The 16,065-nt window shown below is 70.4% G+C and carries 12 protein-coding genes; 1 reads left to right on the forward strand and 11 read right to left on the reverse strand.

The window, feature by feature from the left end; translation table 11 throughout:
- The first annotated feature begins 50 nt into the window (after positions 1-50).
- Positions 51-659 carry a Uma2 family endonuclease gene (locus KME66_RS12880; protein ID WP_216329299.1) on the forward strand — a complete coding sequence of 203 codons (609 nt, stop codon included), beginning with the start codon at positions 51-53 and terminating at the stop codon, positions 657-659.
- A 40-nt stretch (positions 660-699) separates the two neighbouring features.
- Here KME66_RS12880 and recQ read toward each other — a convergent pair whose 3' ends face one another.
- The 11 genes from recQ to nuoE form a co-directional block, all read right to left on the reverse strand.
- The gene (gene recQ / locus KME66_RS12885; protein ID WP_216321980.1) at positions 700-2,748 is read right to left on the reverse strand and encodes a DNA helicase RecQ; all 2,049 of its coding nucleotides are present in this window, start codon (positions 2,746-2,748) and stop codon (positions 700-702) included.
- Positions 2,749-2,921: 173 nt separating this feature from the next.
- Complete coding sequence (nuoN, locus tag KME66_RS12890; protein ID WP_178378980.1) at positions 2,922-4,586, reverse strand: NADH-quinone oxidoreductase subunit NuoN; 1,665 nt, start codon at positions 4,584-4,586, stop codon at positions 2,922-2,924.
- Complete coding sequence (locus tag KME66_RS12895) at positions 4,583-6,154, reverse strand: NADH-quinone oxidoreductase subunit M (protein ID WP_216321983.1); 1,572 nt, start codon at positions 6,152-6,154, stop codon at positions 4,583-4,585. Before KME66_RS12895 ends, nuoN begins: the two co-directional genes overlap by 4 nt.
- A 4-nt stretch (positions 6,155-6,158) precedes the next feature.
- On the reverse strand, positions 6,159-8,054 hold the full coding sequence (gene nuoL, locus KME66_RS12900; RefSeq protein ID WP_216321986.1) for an NADH-quinone oxidoreductase subunit L: 1,896 nt from the start codon (positions 8,052-8,054) through the stop codon (positions 6,159-6,161).
- 12 nt (positions 8,055-8,066) lie between these two features.
- Positions 8,067-8,366, reverse strand: a complete 300-nt coding sequence (nuoK, locus tag KME66_RS12905) for an NADH-quinone oxidoreductase subunit NuoK (protein ID WP_007451729.1) — start codon at positions 8,364-8,366, stop codon at positions 8,067-8,069.
- Positions 8,363-9,232, reverse strand: coding sequence for an NADH-quinone oxidoreductase subunit J (locus KME66_RS12910; RefSeq protein ID WP_073220004.1), 870 nt, complete (start codon positions 9,230-9,232; stop codon positions 8,363-8,365). The genes nuoK and KME66_RS12910 overlap by 4 nt, the downstream gene beginning before the upstream one ends.
- Complete coding sequence (gene nuoI, locus KME66_RS12915; protein ID WP_073220001.1) at positions 9,229-9,924, reverse strand: NADH-quinone oxidoreductase subunit NuoI; 696 nt, start codon at positions 9,922-9,924, stop codon at positions 9,229-9,231. Before nuoI ends, KME66_RS12910 begins: the two co-directional genes overlap by 4 nt.
- Positions 9,917-11,320, reverse strand: a complete 1,404-nt coding sequence (gene nuoH / locus KME66_RS12920; RefSeq protein WP_073219999.1) for an NADH-quinone oxidoreductase subunit NuoH — start codon at positions 11,318-11,320, stop codon at positions 9,917-9,919. The genes nuoI and nuoH overlap by 8 nt, the downstream gene beginning before the upstream one ends.
- Complete coding sequence (locus KME66_RS12925) at positions 11,317-13,827, reverse strand: NADH-quinone oxidoreductase subunit G (protein ID WP_216321989.1); 2,511 nt, start codon at positions 13,825-13,827, stop codon at positions 11,317-11,319. The genes nuoH and KME66_RS12925 overlap by 4 nt, the downstream gene beginning before the upstream one ends.
- Positions 13,824-15,206, reverse strand: coding sequence for an NADH-quinone oxidoreductase subunit NuoF (gene nuoF / locus KME66_RS12930; RefSeq protein WP_216321992.1), 1,383 nt, complete (start codon positions 15,204-15,206; stop codon positions 13,824-13,826). Before nuoF ends, KME66_RS12925 begins: the two co-directional genes overlap by 4 nt.
- Complete coding sequence (gene nuoE / locus KME66_RS12935; RefSeq protein ID WP_216329301.1) at positions 15,203-16,057, reverse strand: NADH-quinone oxidoreductase subunit NuoE; 855 nt, start codon at positions 16,055-16,057, stop codon at positions 15,203-15,205. Before nuoE ends, nuoF begins: the two co-directional genes overlap by 4 nt.
- Between the last annotated feature and the right edge of the window lie 8 nt (positions 16,058-16,065).

Raw genomic sequence — 16,065 nt, forward strand, 5'->3', positions numbered from 1 at the left:
CGGCGGATACGCTGGTCAGGCCCGCGAGACTCCTCACCATGGGAGCAATGATGAGCATCGAACCCGAGGCCTCCGAGCCGCGGTGGGCGGTCCCGCCCGAGGGCGGCTGGACCGCCGATGACCTGGACACACTCCCGAATCTGCCTCCGCACACGGAGCTGATCGACGGGAGCCTCGTTTTCGTGAGTCCGCAGACCCTTTTCCATACGCGAGCGGTCAGCTTCTTCGAATGGCAGCTGCAGTCCCTGGCACCGCCCGAGCTGGAGGTCGTACGCGAGTTCACCATCGACATCGACCGCTACAACCGGCCCGAACCCGATGTGATCGTCGTCGACGGCGGCATCGTCCAGGACCCGAACCAAACCCGGTTCCCCGCCGAGTCGGTACGCCTGGCCGTCGAGGTCGTCTCACCGGAGTCCCGGTCGCGCGACCGGGAGACCAAGCCCGTGAAGTACGCCCGCGCGACCATCCCCCACTACTGGCGGGTGGAGAACCACGACGGGCGTGCCGTCGTGTACGTCTTCGAACGGGAGCCGGCCACCGGGGCGTACACCTCGACCGGGATCTTCCACGACCGGATGAAGGTGTCGGTGCCGTTCCCCGTGGACCTGGATCTGACGGCGATCACGGCCCGCCGCCGGGCGGCGGACCCGGAGTAGGGCCCGCCACCCTCCCGTCCTGCTCACCGCCCGGTACGCCTCACTCGTACTCGGGCGGTTCCTCGTCCCAGGCGAACTCGGGGTCGCCGTGCTGCGGGGCCGCCGGGGTCCCGGCGCGGTCCGGGGCCGTCGCGCGGGGTGCGGGGGCCGGTGCTGTCGTGCCGGGTGCGGGGGCCTGGGTCTCGGGCGCCTGCGGGGACGCTCCCGGGGACGCCTGGGCGGCCAGGACCTCCAGCACGCCCTCCCCGTAGGTCGCGAGCTTCTTCTCGCCCAGACCGCTGACGCCTCCCAGCTCCCCGATCGTCGTCGGGTGGACGGTCGCGATCTCCCGCAGCGTGGCGTCGTGGAAGATCACGTAGGCCGGGACGCCCTGCTCCTTCGCCTGCGCCCCGCGCCAGGCGCGCAGCGCCTCGAAGACCGGGACGGCGGACGGGGGGAGGTCGGCGGCGGCCTTGGCCTTGGCTCCCCGGCCGGTGCCCGCGGAGGACGACGAGCGGGACGTGGGCTTCTTCGGCTCCTTGCGGAGCGGCACCTCCCGCTCCCGGCCGAGCACCGTCGCGCTGTCGTCGGTCAGGACCAGCGTGCCGTACTCCCCCTCGACCGCCAGCAGCCCCTGCGCCAGCAGCTGGCGGACCACACCGCGCCACTCCGCCTCGGCCAGCTCCTCACCGATGCCGAAGACGGAGAGCTGGTCGTGGTCGAACTGGATGACCTTCGCGGTCTTGCGGCCGAGCAGGATGTCGATGATCTGGCCCGCGCCGAACTTCTGGTTCCGTTCTCGCTTCAGCCGCACCACCGTGGACAGCAGCTTCTGCGCGGCGATCGTGCCGTCCCAGGTCTCCGGCGGGCTGAGGCAGGTGTCGCAGTTTCCGCAGGCGGGGGCCGTGGGTTCCTGGCCGAAGTAGGTGAGCAGCTGGGCCCGGCGGCACCGGACCGTCTCGCACAGGGCCAGCATGGAGTCCAGGTGGGAGGCGGCCCGGCGGCGGAACGCCTCGTCGCCCTCGCCGCCCTGGATGAGCTTGCGCTGCTGGACGACGTCCTGGAGCCCGTACGCCATCCAGGCCGTGGACGGCTCCCCGTCCCGGCCCGCGCGGCCGGTCTCCTGGTAGTACCCCTCGACGGACTTGGGCAGGTCGACGTGGGCGACGAAACGGACGTCCGGCTTGTCGATGCCCATGCCGAACGCGATCGTCGCGACGACGACGAGCCCCTCCTCGCGGAGGAACCGCGCCTGGTGGGCGGCGCGCGTGGCGGCGTCCAGCCCCGCGTGGTACGGAACGGCCGCCACGCCGTTGCGGCTCAGATACTCCGCGATCTTCTCGGTGGAGTTGCGCGAGAGGCAGTAGACGATGCCCGCGTCCCCGGCGTGCTCCTCCTTGAGGAAGGAGAGCAGCTGCTTCTTGGGGTCGGACTTCGGCACGATCCGGTACTGGATGTTCGGCCGGTCGAAGCTCGCGACGAAGTGCTTCGCGTCCGGCATGCCGAGCCGCCGGGTGATCTCCTCGTGCGTGGCGTGCGTCGCGGTCGCCGTCAGGGCGATGCGCGGCACGTCCGGCCAGCGCTCGCCGAGCACGGACAGCGCCAGGTAGTCCGGGCGGAAGTCGTGGCCCCACTGGGCGACGCAGTGCGCCTCGTCGATCGCGAAGACGGAGACCTCGCCCCGGGCCAGCAGGGAGAGCGTGGAGTCCAGCCGCAACCGCTCGGGCGCCAGGTAGAGGATGTCCAGCTCGCCCGCGAGGAACTGCGCCTCCATCGAGCGGCGCTCGTCGAAGTCCTGCGTGGAGTTCATGAAGCCGGCCCGGACGCCGAGCGCCCGGAGCGCGTCGACCTGGTCCTGCATGAGGGCGATCAGCGGGGAGACGACGACGCCGGTGCCCCGCCGGACCAGGGACGGGATCTGGTAGCAGAGGGACTTTCCGCCGCCGGTGGGCATGAGCACGACCGCGTCGCCGCCCGCCACGACATGCTCGATGATCGCGCCCTGCTCCCCGCGGAACGCCTCGTACCCGAAGACGCGGTGCAGTGTCCGCCGTGCCTCGCTCTCGCCGCCCGTGTCGGTGCCGGTCACCGTCCCGGTGGTCTCATCCATGGTCACGCCCAATGCTCTGTCCCCCGAGGGTCCGCACGCCCGGCCCTGTCCCGTCCTGCTCTCGTCCCCGTCCACGATAGGCGGAGGGAACGACAGCGCCGGACGGTCTGTGGATGACGGACCGTCCGGCGCTGCTGTCGCTCATACCGCGGAGCCTTCCGCGCGGGCTGCCGCTACCGCACGAAGACCCCCGCCTGGCTCGCCAGGTCCAGGAAGTACTGCGGGGCCAGGCCCAGCACCAGGGTGACGGCCACGCCGACCGCGATCGTCGTCATGGTCAGCGGGGACGGGACGGCGACCGTGGGGCCGTCCGCCTTCGGCTCGCTGAAGAACATCAGGACGATCACGCGGATGTAGAAGAACGCCGCGACGGCCGACGAGAGCACACCGACGACGACCAGCGCTCCGGCGCCGCCCTCGGCGGCCGCCTTGAACACCGCGAACTTGCCGGAGAACCCGGACGTCAGCGGGATGCCCGCGAAGGCCAGCAGGAACACCGCGAAGACCGCGGCGACCAGCGGCGAGCGGCGGCCGAGCCCGGCCCACTTCGACAGGTGGGTGGCCTCGCCGCCCGCGTCCCGCACCAGGGTGACCACGGCGAACGCGCCGACCGTCACGAAGGAGTAGGCGAGCAGGTAGAAGAGGACCGAGGAGATGCCCTCCGGGTTGGCCGCGATGACGCCCGCGAGGATGAAGCCCGCGTGCGCGATCGAGGAGTAGGCCAGCAGCCGCTTGATGTCGGTCTGGGTGATCGCGACGATCGCACCGCCCAGCATCGTGACGATCGCCACCGCCCACATGACCGGCCGCAGGTCCCAGGTGAGGCCCGGAAGCGCCACGTACAGCAGGCGCAGCAGCGCGCCGAACGCGGCGACCTTCGTGGCCGCGGCCATGAAGCCGGTGACCGGGGTCGGCGCCCCCTGGTAGACGTCCGGGGTCCACATGTGGAACGGGACCGCGCCGACCTTGAACAGCAGGCCGGTCAGGATCATCGCGCCGCCGATGAGCAGCAGCGCGTCGTTGCCCATGGTGTCCGCGAGGGCGGGGTCGATCTCCAGGACCGAGCCGTCGACGACGTTGGCGATCTCGGCGTACGAGAGGGAGCCCGCGTAGCCGTAGACGAGGGCGATCCCGAAGAGGAAGAACGCCGAGGAGAACGCGCCGAGCAGGAAGTACTTCACGGCCGCCTCCTGCGACATCAGCCGCTTGCGGCGGGCGACCGCGCACAGGAGGTAGAGCGGGAGCGAGAAGACTTCCAGCGCGATGAAGAGGGTCAGCAGGTCGTTGGCCGCCGGGAAGACCAGCAGCCCCGCCACCGAGAACATGAGCAGCGGGAAGACCTCGGTGGTGGCGAACCCGGCCCGGACCGCGGCCTTCTCGCCCTCGCTGCCCGGTACGGCCCCGGCCTGGGCGGCGAACGAGTCGACGCGGTTGCCGTGGCTGGTGGGGTCGAGTCGGCGTTCGGCGAAGGTGAACACCGCCACCATGGCGACCAGGAGAATGGTGCCTTGCAGGAACAGCGTGGGGCCGTCGATCGCGATGGCGCCCATGGCCGCGATCTGTGCCTTCGTGGTGCCGTATCCCCCGGCGGCGAGGCCGACGATCGCGGCGAACGAGGCGGCGACCGCCACCACGGCCAGGAAGAGCTGGGTGTGGTAGCGGGCCCGGCGCGGCACGAAGGCCTCCACCAGGATGCCCAGGACGGCGGCGACCACGATGACCAGGACCGGCATCAGCTGGGTGTACTCGATCGTCGGCGCCGTGAACGAGTCGCCCGGCGCCGCCGCTGTCACCCCGCTCGCCGTCGTCCACAGACTGTGGACAGCTGTTGCGCTCACTTGGCGGCCTCCACCTCGGGCTGGGGGTCCTTCTTCTGTACGTCGGACATGGTGTGCTCCACCGCCGGGTTGACGACCTCGGTGAGCGGCTTCGGGAAGACGCCCAGGAAGATCAGCACGGCGATCAGCGGGACCGCGACCGCCAGCTCACGGGCCCGGAGGTCCGGCATGGCGCGGACCGACTCCTGCACCGGGCCGGTCATCGTGCGCTGGTAGAGGACCAGGACGTAGAGCGCGGCGAGCACGATGCCGGAGGTGGCGATGATGCCGGCCACGGGATACGCGCTGAACGTACCGACCAGGACCAGGAACTCGCTGACGAACGGGGCGAGTCCGGGCAGCGACAGGGTGGCGAGCCCGCCGATGAGGAACGTCCCGGCCAGCACGGGGGCGACCTTCTGCACCCCGCCGTAGTCCGCGATGAGCCGCGATCCGCGCCGGGTGATGAGGAAGCCGGCGACCAGCAGCAGCGCTGCCGTGGAGATGCCGTGGTTGACCATGTAGAGCGTGGCGCCCGACTGGCCCTGGCTGGTCATCGCGAAGATGCCCAGGATGATGAAGCCGAAGTGCGAGATCGAGGCGTAGGCGATGAGCCGCTTGATGTCGCGCTGGCCGACCGCGAGGAGCGCCCCGTACACGATGGAGATCAGCGCCAGGGTGATGACCACCGGTGTCGCCCACGTGCTGGCCTCCGGGAAGAGCCCGAGGCAGAAGCGGAGCATCGCGAAGGTGCCGACCTTGTCGACGATCGCGGTGATCAGCACGGCGACCGGGGCGGTCGCCTCGCCCATGGCGTTCGGCAGCCAGGTGTGCAGCGGCCACAGCGGGGCCTTCACCGCGAAGGCGAAGAAGAACCCGAGGAACAGCCACCGCTCGGTGCTGGTCGCCATCTCCAGGGAGCCGTTGGCGCGGGCCTCGGCGATCTCGGAGAGCGAGAAGCTGCCCGCGACCACGTAGAGGCCGATGACCGCGGCCAGCATGATGAGACCGCCGGCCAGGTTGTAGAGGAGGAACTTGACCGCCGCGTACGAGCGCTGGGTCGCGGCGCTCTCGTCGCTGCCCGCGTGGGCCCGGTCGCCGAAGCCGCCGATGAGGAAGTACATCGGGATGAGCATGGCTTCGAACAGGATGTAGAAGAGGAAGACGTCCGTCGCGACGAACGACAGGATCACCATGGCCTCGACCATGAGGATCAGGGCGAAGAAGCCCTGCGTCGGCCGCCAGCGCGTGGACTTCGTTTCCAGGGGATCCGCGTCGTGCCAGGCGGCCGCGATGACGAACGGGATCAGCAGCGCGGTGAGGCCGAGGAGCGCCACCCCGATGCCGTCGACGCCCAGTTCGTACCGGACGCCGAAGTCGGCGATCCAGGCCCGGGATTCGGTGAGCTGGTAGCGGTCGCCGCCCGGTTCGAAGCGGAGGAAGACGACCGCCGCCAGGACGAGCGTGCCGAGCGAGAAGAGCAGCGCGAGCCATTTGGCCGCGGTGCGCCGCGCGGCGGGGACGACGGCGGTGGCGACCGCGCCGATCGCCGGGAGCGCCGCCGTCGCGGTCAGGAGGGGAAAGGACATGTGATCAGACCGCCCTCATCAGCAGGGTGGCGGCGATGACGACCGCCGCACCGCCGAACATCGAGACCGCGTAGGTGCGGGCGTAACCGTTCTGGAGCTTGCGCATCCGGCCGGAGAGCCCGCCGACCGACGCGGCCGTGCCATTGACGACGCCGTCGACCAGGGAGTGGTCCACGTAGACCAGCGAGCGGGTCAGGTGCTCGCCGCCGCGGACCAGCACCACGTGGTTGAAGTCGTCCTGGAGGAGATCGCGGCGGGCGGCCCGGGTGAGGACCGAGCCGCGCGGGGCGACGACCGGGACCGGCTTGCGGCCGTACATCGCCCAGGCGATGCCGACGCCGACGACCAGGGCCACCACGGTGGCTCCGGTGACGGTGGCCGCGCTCAGCGGGGAGTGCCCGTGGTCGTAACCGGTGACCGGCTCCAGCCAGTTGACGAACCGGTCGCCGATCGCGAAGAACCCGCCCGCGAAGACCGAGCCGAAGGCCAGCACGATCATCGGGATGGTCATCGACTTCGGGGACTCGTGCGGATGCGGCTCGTGGCCCTCCGTGTCCGGCTGCCAGCGCTTCTCGCCGAAGAACGTCATCAGCATCACGCGCGTCATGTAGAAGGCGGTGATCGCTGCGCCCAGCAGGGCGACCGAGCCGAGGATCCAGCCCTCGGCACCGCCCTTGGCGAAGGCCGCCTCGATGATCCTGTCCTTGGAGAAGAAGCCGGAGAGGCCGGGGAAGCCGATGATGGCCAGATAGCCGAGGCCGAAGGTGATGAAGGTGACCGGCATGTACCGGCGCAGGCCGCCGTACTTGCGCATGTCGACCTCGTCGTTCATGCCGTGCATGACGGAGCCCGCGCCGAGGAAGAGCCCGGCCTTGAAGAAGCCGTGCGTCACCAGGTGCATGATCGCGAAGACGTAGCCGATGGGGCCGAGGCCCGCGGCCAGGATCATGTAGCCGATCTGCGACATCGTGGAACCGGCGAGCGCCTTCTTGATGTCGTCCTTGGCGCAACCGACGATCGCACCGAAGATCAGCGTGACCGCGCCGACGATGACGACGACGAGCTGGGCGTCCGGGGCGGCGTTGAAGATCGCGCCGGAGCGGACGATCAGGTAGACACCGGCGGTGACCATGGTCGCCGCGTGGATGAGGGCGGAGACCGGGGTCGGGCCCTCCATCGCGTCACCGAGCCAGGACTGCAGCGGCACCTGGGCGGACTTGCCGCAGGCGGCCAGCAGCAGCATCAGACCGATGGCCGTCAGCTTGCCCTGGCTCGTCTCGCCCGCCGACTCCAGCACCGGCCCGAAGGCGAAGGTGCCGAAGGTGGTGAACATCAGCATGATGGCGATCGAGAGGCCCATGTCGCCGACCCGGTTGACCAGGAAGGCCTTCTTCGCGGCGGTGGCCGCGGTGGGCTTGTGCTGCCAGAAGCCGATGAGCAGGAACGACGCCAGACCGACGCCCTCCCACCCGACGTACAGCAGCAGGTAGTTGTCGGCGATGACCAGGATGAGCATCGCCGCGAGGAACAGGTTGAGATAGCCGAAGAAGCGGCGCCTGCGCTCGTCGTGCTCCATGTAGCCGATGGAGTAGATGTGGATCAGCGTGCCCACACCGGTGATGAGCAGGACGAACGTCATCGACAGCTGGTCGAGCTGGAAGGCGATGTCGGCCTGGAAGCCCTCCACCGGAATCCAGCTGAACAGGTTCTGGTGCAGGGCCCGGTCCTCGGCGCCCTTCCCCAGCATGTCGGTGAAGAGGATCAGTCCGACGACGAACGAGGCGGCGGCGAGCGCGGTACCGAGCCAGTGGCCGGTCTTGTCGAGCCGGCGACCGCCGCAGAGCAGGACCGCCGCTCCGAGCAGGGGCGCCGCGACGAGCAGCGCAATCAGGTTCTCCACGTTTCCGACCCCTTACAGCTTCATCAGGCTGGCGTCGTCGACCGAGGCCGAGTGGCGGGAGCGGAACAACGACACGATGATCGCGAGCCCGACGACGACTTCCGCGGCGGCGACGACCATCGTGAAGAACGCGACGATCTGTCCGTCGAGGTTGCCGTGCATCCGGGAGAACGTGACGAGCGCCAGATTGCAGGCGTTGAGCATCAGCTCGACGCACATGAACACCACGATCGCGTTCCGCCGGATCAGCACCCCGGAGGCGCCGATCGCGAACAGCAGCGCCGCGAGATAGAGGTAGTTGACCGGGTTCACTGGGCGGCCTCCGAATTCTCCGCCGCGGACGCGGGACCTGCCCCGCGTGTCACGGCGTCCGCGTCCTCACGTCCGAGCCGCTCCCCGGAGCGCTGCTCCAGGGCCTTGAGATCGGCGAGGGACTTCTGCGAGACGTCCCGGATCTGACCGCGCCGGCGCAGCGTCTGCATGACGGTGAGGTCGGACGGCGTGCCGTCGGGGAGCAGACCCGGGATGTCCACCGCGTTGTGCCGGGCGTACACGCCGGGGGCGGGGAGCGGCGGGAGGTGCTGGCCCTCGCGGACGCGCTGCTCGGCCAGCTCCCGCTGGGTCCTGGCCCGTTCGGTGCGCTCGCGGTGGGTGAGCACCATCGCGCCGACGGTCGCCGTGATCAGCAGAGCGCCGGTGATCTCGAAGGCGAAGACGTACTTGGTGAAGATGAGGTTGGCGAGTCCCTCGACGTTGCCGCCGTGCCGGGCGTTGGCCGCGCCGAGTCCGTTGAACGAGGAGAGCGAGGCGTTGCCGATGCCCGCGATCAGCAGGATGCCGAAGCCGAGGGCGCATCCGGCGGCCAGCCAGCGCTGCCCCTTGAGGGTCTCCTTGAGGGAGTCGGCGGCGGTGACGCCGACGAGCATGACGACGAAGAGGAACAGCATCATGATCGCGCCGGTGTAGACGACGATCTGGACGATGCCGAGGAAGTAGGCCCCGTTGGCGAGGTAGAACACCGCGAGGACGATCATCGTGCCGGCGAGCGAGAGCGCGCTGTGCACGGCCTTCTTCAGCAGGACCGTGGAGAGCGCGCCGATCACGGCGACGGTGCCCAGGATCCAGAACTGCACGGCCTCGCCGGTGGAGGTGGTGGTGGCTGCGGCCAGCGCGTTCACGCGTCCACCCCCTTGTCCTGCCGGGCGTCGGCGGCCCGGGTGGACTCGATGGGGTCCTCGTCGGGCTTGTCGCTCTCGCCCTTGGACACGGCCGTCTGCCGGACGGTGCCGGGGGCGGCCTCCGTGACCACGCCCCGGTAGTAGTCCTGCTCGTCCATGCCGGGGTAGATCGCGTGCGGGCTGTCGACCATGCCCTCCTGGAGCCCCGCGAGAAGCTCGTCCTTGGTGTAGATGAGGCTCTCGCGGGTGGTGTTGGCGAGCTCGAACTCGTTCGTCATGGTCAGCGCCCGGGTGGGGCACGCCTCGATGCACAGTCCGCACAGGATGCAGCGCGCGTAGTTGATCTGGTAGACGCGGCCGTAGCGCTCGCCCGGGGAGTAGCGCTCCTCCTCGGTGTTGTCCGCGCCCTCCACGTAGATCGCGTCGGCGGGACACGCCCAGGCGCACAGCTCGCAGCCGACGCACTTCTCCAGGCCGTCGGGGTGACGGTTGAGCTGGTGGCGGCCGTGGAAGCGGGGCGCCGTCGTCTTCGGCGTCTCCGGATACTGCTCGGTGAGCCGCTTCTTGAACATGGCCTTGAAGGTCACGCCGAAGCCGGCCACGGGGTTCTGGAACTTCTCCCCCGCCGCTCCCGATGCGTCCGAGGACCCAGCGGATCCCGATGAGCCCGTGAGCTCTGGTTTCTCAGACACCGCCGGCCTCCTTTCCGTCACTCGCGTTTCCGTCACTCTGAGTATCGGGCCCACCGCTGACAACGAGCTCCCGCTCACGCCGCGGTGTGCGCCGGGGAACCGGCGGCAGGGTCTGTCCGGGCAGCGGCGGCACCGGGAACCCGCCCGCCATCGGGTCGAAGGCGGGCTCCGGGCCGGCTGCTTCCGCTTCGGCCCTGGTCCTGCGGTCGCGGTACATGTCGACGACGAAGGAGATCAGCAGGACCGCGATCACCGCCGCGGCGACGTACATCACGATCCGCGAGAAGTCGTACCCCTCGTTGCGCAGGGCGCGGACGGTGGCCACGAGCATCAGCCAGACCACCGAGACCGGGATGAGGACCTTCCAGCCCAGCTTCATCAGCTGGTCGTAGCGGACCCGGGGCAGGGTGCCGCGCAGCCAGATGAAGAAGAAGATCAGCGCCTGGAGCTTGAGGAAGAACCAGAGCATCGGCCACCAGCCGTGGTTCGCCCCCTCCCAGAACGCGGAGACCGGGAAGGGCGCCCGCCAGCCGCCGAGGAACAGGGTCACCGCGATCATCGACACGGTCACCATGTGGATGTACTCGGCGAGCATGAACATCGCGAACTTGATCGAGCTGTACTCGGTGTTGAAGCCGCCGACGAGGTCGCCCTCGGACTCCGGCATGTCGAACGGCGCCCGGCTGGCCTCACCGACCATGGTCACCATGTAGATGAGGAACGAGACCGGGAGCAGGATGACGTACCAGCGGTCGGCCTGCGCCTCCACGATCGTGGAGGTCGACATCGACCCGGAGTAGAGGAACACCGAGGCGAAGGCGGCCCCCATGGCGATCTCGTAGCTGATCATCTGGGCGCAGCTGCGGATTCCGCCGAGCAGCGGGTACGTCGACCCCGACGACCAGCCGCCGAGGACGAATCCGTACACGCCGACCGCGCCGACCGCCAGGATGTACAGCGCGGCGATCGGGAGGTCGGTCAGCTGCATCGTGGTGCGGGTGCCGAAGATGGAGACCTCGTTGCCCGCGGGCCCGAAGGGGATCACCGCGACCGCCATGAAGGCGGGGATGGCCGCGAGGATCGGGGCGAGGACGTAGACCGCCTTGTCCGAGCCCTTGACGACCACGTCCTCCTTCAGCATCAGCTTGACGCCGTCGGCGAGCGACTGGAGAAGGCCCCAGGGGCCGTGCCGGTTGGGCCCGATGCGCAGCTGCATCCAGGCGACGACCTTGCGCTCCCAGACGATCGAGAAGAGCACGATCAGCATGAGGAACGCGAAGCAGAAGACCGCCTTGAGCAGCACCAGCCACCAGGGGTCGGTGCCGAACATCGAGAGATCCTCGGCGGCGAGGACGACGCTCCGGGGCGCCGTCGTGAGTGCGGTGAGGCCAGTCACGCTCGTACCTCCGATGGTTCGACGGGAGCGCCCGGTGCGGCGGCGGGGCCGATCCGCACCAGGCCGCCCGGGTTCACGCCGGTGTCGGCGGGGATGCCGCGTCCCACCGAGTTCAGCGGCACCCAGACCACCCGGTCCGGCATGTCGGTGACCTGAAGGGGCAGTTCGACGGTGCCGACGGGTCCGGTGACGGCGAGCGGGTCGCCGTCCTTGACGCCGGTCTCGGCGGCGGTGGCCGCCGAGAGCCGGGCGACGGCGGCGTGCCGGGTCCCGGCGAGTGCGGTGTCGCCCTCCTGGAGCCGGCCGAGGTCGAGCAGCATGCGGTGGCCCGCGAGGACGGCCTCGCCGTCACCGGGCCGAGGCAGTGGCTGTCCGCCCTCGCGCGGGTCGTCGGCGTGGCCGCCCTCCCAGCCGCCGAGCCGGTCCAGCTCGCGGCGGGCGGCGGTCAGATCCGGGAGCGCGAAGTGCACGTCCATGGCGTCGGCCAGCATGTGCAGCACCCGGGAGTCGGCCGGAGCGAGCGTCCGGGGCATCTGCTCGGGCTTCAGCGCCGCCTGGAACATCCGGACCCGGCCCTCCCAGTTGAGGAAGGTACCGGCCTTCTCCGCGACGGCGGCGACCGGGAAGACCACGTCCGCGCGGGCGGTGACCGCGCTCGGCCGCAGCTCCAGGGAGACCAGGAAACCGACCTCGTCGAGCGCCTGGAGGGCACGGCCGGGGTCGGGCAGGTCCTCGACGCCGACCCCGGCGACGAGCAGCGCGCCCAGTTCACCGGTGGCCGCGGCCTCGACGATCTGGCCGGTGTCGCGGCCGTGCCGGGAGGGCAGTTCGGCCACCCGCCACAGCTCCGCGACCTCGTCGCGGGCCCGCGGGTCGGTCGCCGGGCGGCCGCCGGGCAGCAGCGAGGGGAGCGCGCCCGCCTCGATCGCGCCCCGGTCGCCCGCCCGGCGCGGGATCCACACCAGGCGTGCGCCGGTGGCGGTGGCGGTGCGGATCGCGGCGGACAGCGCACCGGGCACGCCCGCGAGCCGCTCGCCGACGATGATCAGGGAGTGCTCCGCCCGCAATGCCTCGGCGGCCGCGGCCCCTTCGGCCTCCAGGCCGACACCGCCCGCGAGCGCGTCGAGCCACTCGGTCTCGGTGCCGGGGGCGGCGGGCAGCAGGGTGCCGCCCGCCTTCTCCAGGCCCCGGGTGGCGTGCGTGGCGAGCGCGAAGGTCTTCTGGCCGCTCTTGCGGTGGGCCTTGCGCAGCCGGAGGAAGACGCCGGGGGCCTCCTCCTCGGACTCGAACCCGACGAGGAGGACCGCGGGGGCCTTCTCCAGCGCGGTGTACGTGACGCCTTCGCCGTCGAGGTCCCGGCCGCGTCCGGCGACCCGGGCGGCCAGGAAGTCGGCCTCCTCGGCACTGTGGACGCGGGAGCGGAAGTCGATGTCGTTGGTGTCGAGGGCGACCCGGGCGAACTTGCTGTACGCGTAGGAGTCCTCGACGGTCAGCCGGCCGCCGGTCAGGACGCCGGTGCGGCCGCGGGCGGCGAGGAGTCCGGCCGCCGCGGCTTCCAGCGCCTCGGGCCAGCTCGCCGGTTCCAGTTCGCCCTCGGCGTTGCGGACGAGCGGGGTGGTCAGGCGGTCGCGCTGCTGGGCGTAGCGGAAGCCGAACCTCCCCTTGTCGCAGAGCCACTCCTCGTTGACCTCGGGCTCGTTGGCCGCGACGCGGCGCATGACCTTGCCGCGCCGGTGGTCGGTCCGCATCGAGCAGCCGCCCGCGCACTGTTCGCACACCGAGGGGGTGGAGACCAGGTCGAAGGGGCGGGAGCGGAACCGGTACGCCGCCGAGGTCAGCGCCCCGACCGGGCAGATCTGGATGGTGTTGCCGGAGAAGTACGACTCGAAGGGGTCGCCCTCGCCGGTGCCGACCTGCTGGAGCGCGCCGCGCTCGATCAGCTCGATCATCGGGTCGCCCGCCACCTGGTTGGAGAACCGGGTGCAGCGTGCGCAGAGCACGCACCGCTCCCGGTCCAGCAGCACCTGGGTGGAGATGGGGACGGGCTTCTCGAAGGTCCGCTTCCGGCCCTCGAACCGGGAGTCGGCGCCGCCGTGCGACATCGCCTGGTTCTGGAGCGGGCACTCGCCGCCCTTGTCGCAGACGGGGCAGTCCAGCGGGTGGTTGATCAGCAGCAGCTCCATCACGCCCTTCTGCGCCTTCTCGGCGACAGGAGAGGTGATCTGCGACTTGACGACCATGCCGTCGGTGCAGGTGATGGTGCAGGAGGCCATCGGCTTGCGCTGGCCCTCGACCTCGACGATGCACTGGCGGCAGGCGCCGGCCGGGTCAAGGAGCGGGTGGTCGCAGAAGCGCGGGATCTCGATGCCGAGGAGTTCGGCGGCCCGGATGACCAGGGTCCCCTTGGGGACGCTGATCTCGATGCCGTCGATGGTCAGCGTGACCAGGTCCTCGGGCGGAAGGGCCGCCTCGCCGCCCCCGGAGGGCGCACTCGTGGTGACTGTCATGCGTTCACCCCCCGGTGAGCGTTCGTGCCGTCGGTGTTCTTGTCGTCGGCCCAGGCCGTGGACCGGGCGGGGTCGAAGGGGCAGCCCTTGCCGGTGATGTGCTGCTCGTACTCCTCGCGGAAGTACTTCAGCGAGGAGAAGATCGGCGAGGCAGCGCCGTCGCCGAGCGCGCAGAACGACTTGCCGTTGATGTTGTCGGCGATGTCGTTGAGCTTGTCGAGGTCGGCCATCTCGCCCTTGCCGGCCTCGATGTCGCGAAGCAACTGGACCAGCCAGTAGGTCCCTTCGCGGCAGGGTGTGCACTTGCCGCAGGACTCGTGGGCGTAGAACTCGGTCCAGCGGGTGACGGCCCGCACGACGCAGGTCGTCTCGTCGAAGCACTGGAGCGCCTTGGTGCCGAGCATGGACCCGGCGGCGCCGACGCCCTCGTAGTCGAGGGGGACGTCGAGGTGCTCCTCGGTGAACATCGGGGTGGAGGAGCCGCCCGGGGTCCAGAACTTCAGCCGGTGCCCGGCGCGCATGCCGCCGCTCATGTCGAGGAGCTGGCGGAGCGTGATGCCGAGCGGGGCCTCGTACTGGCCGGGGCTGGTGACATGGCCGCTGAGCGAGTAGAGCGTGAAGCCCGGGGACTTCTCGCTGCCCATCGACGTGAACCAGTCCTTGCCCTTGTTCAGGATCGCGGGAACCGACGCGATGGACTCGACGTTGTTCACCACAGTGGGGCAGGCGTACAGACCGGCGACCGCGGGGAAGGGGGGCCGCAGCCGGGGCTGGCCGCGCCGTCCTTCGAGAGAGTCGAGCAGCGCGGTTTCCTCACCGCAGATGTACGCACCGGCGCCCGCGTGCACCGTGAGTTCCAGATCGAGTCCCGAACCCAGGATGTCCGTCCCGAGATAACCCGCCTCGTACGCCTCTCGTACGGCCTCGTGCAGGCGCCGCAGCACGGGGACCACCTCACCGCGGAGGTAGATGAACGCGTGCGACGAACGGATCGCGTAGCAGGCGATCACGATGCCCTCGATGAGGCTGTGCGGGTTCGCGAAGAGGAGCGGGATGTCCTTGCAGGTCCCCGGCTCCGACTCGTCGGCGTTGACCACGAGATAGTGCGGTTTGCCGTCGCCCTGCGGGATGAACTGCCACTTCATCCCGGTGGGGAAGCCCGCGCCGCCGCGGCCGCGCAGACCGGAGTCCTTGACGTACGCGATGAGGTCGTCGGGCGCCATGGCCAGCGCTTTGCGCAGCCCTTCGTAGCCCTCGTGGCGGCGGTAGGTGTCCAGCGTCCAGGACTCGGGCTGGTCCCAGAAGGAGGAGAGGACGGGGGCGAGCAGCTTCTCGGGGCTCGTCCCGTTGTGGTCGATCTCGGCGGCCAAGGTCATCACTCCCCCTCCTCGGCTGCGGGCCCGGCCGGGTGCTCCGGGTCGGAGGCCGAGGTCTGCTGCGGTGCGTCGTGCGAGCTGAGGCGCTCGGCCGGCGACGGATCGTGGACCTGCGCGTCGTGCGGCTGCGCGTCCTGCGGCTGCGCGTCCTGCGGCTGTCCGGCGCGCGGGGAGACCACCCGCGCCTTGGGAAGCGCCTCGCCCTTGGCGAGCTTCAGCCCGATCAGGGAGGCGGGGCCCGCGCCGCCGGTGGCCTCGACGGCGCCGGGGCGCTCGTCGGGGAAGCCGGCGAGGATGCGGGCGGTCTCCTTGTACGAGCAGAGGGGGGCGCCCCGGGTCGGCTCGACGGTCCGGCCGGCGATCAGGTCGTCGACGAGCCGCGTGGCGCTCTCGGGCGTCTGGTTGTCGAAGAACTCCCAGTTGACCATCACGACGGGCGCGAAGTCGCAGGCGGCGTTGCACTCGATGTGTTCGAGGGTGACCTTGCCGTCCTCGGTGGTCTCGTTGTTGCCGACCCCGAGGTGCTCCTTGAGCGTGTCGAAGATGGCGTCGCCGCCCATGACCGCGCACAGGGTGTTGGTGCAGACGCCGACCTGGTAGTCGCCGCTCGGCCTGCGCCGGTACATGGAGTAGAAGGTGGAGACGGCGGTGACCTCGGCGGTGGTGAGGTCGAGCGTCTCGGCGCAGAAGGCGATGCCCGTGCGGGAGACGTATCCCTCCTCGGACTGCACGAGGTGCAGCAGCGGCAGCAGGGCGGAGCGGCTGCCGGGGTAGCGGGCGAGCACCTCCTCGGCGTCCGCGTCGAGCCGGGCGCGTACCTCGGCCGGGTAGGGGGTGGCGGGGAGCTGCGGCATCCCCAGAC

This window comes from Streptomyces sp. YPW6 (assembly GCF_018866325.1).
Lineage (GTDB): Bacteria > Actinomycetota > Actinomycetes > Streptomycetales > Streptomycetaceae > Streptomyces.

What these genes read in the sequence shown, in the direction of transcription:
- KME66_RS12880 (WP_216329299.1), top strand. Translation starts at nt 51, where the DNA reads ATGAGCATCGAACCCGAGGCCTCCGAGCCGCGGTGGGCGGTCCCGCCC.
- recQ (WP_216321980.1), bottom strand. Translation starts at nt 2,748, where the DNA reads ATGGATGAGACCACCGGGACGGTGACCGGCACCGACACGGGCGGCGAG.
- KME66_RS12895 (WP_216321983.1), bottom strand. Translation starts at nt 6,154, where the DNA reads ATGTCCTTTCCCCTCCTGACCGCGACGGCGGCGCTCCCGGCGATCGGC.
- KME66_RS12925 (WP_216321989.1), bottom strand. Translation starts at nt 13,827, where the DNA reads ATGACAGTCACCACGAGTGCGCCCTCCGGGGGCGGCGAGGCGGCCCTT.
- nuoE (WP_216329301.1), bottom strand. Translation starts at nt 16,057, where the DNA reads ATGCCGCAGCTCCCCGCCACCCCCTACCCGGCCGAGGTACGCGCCCGG.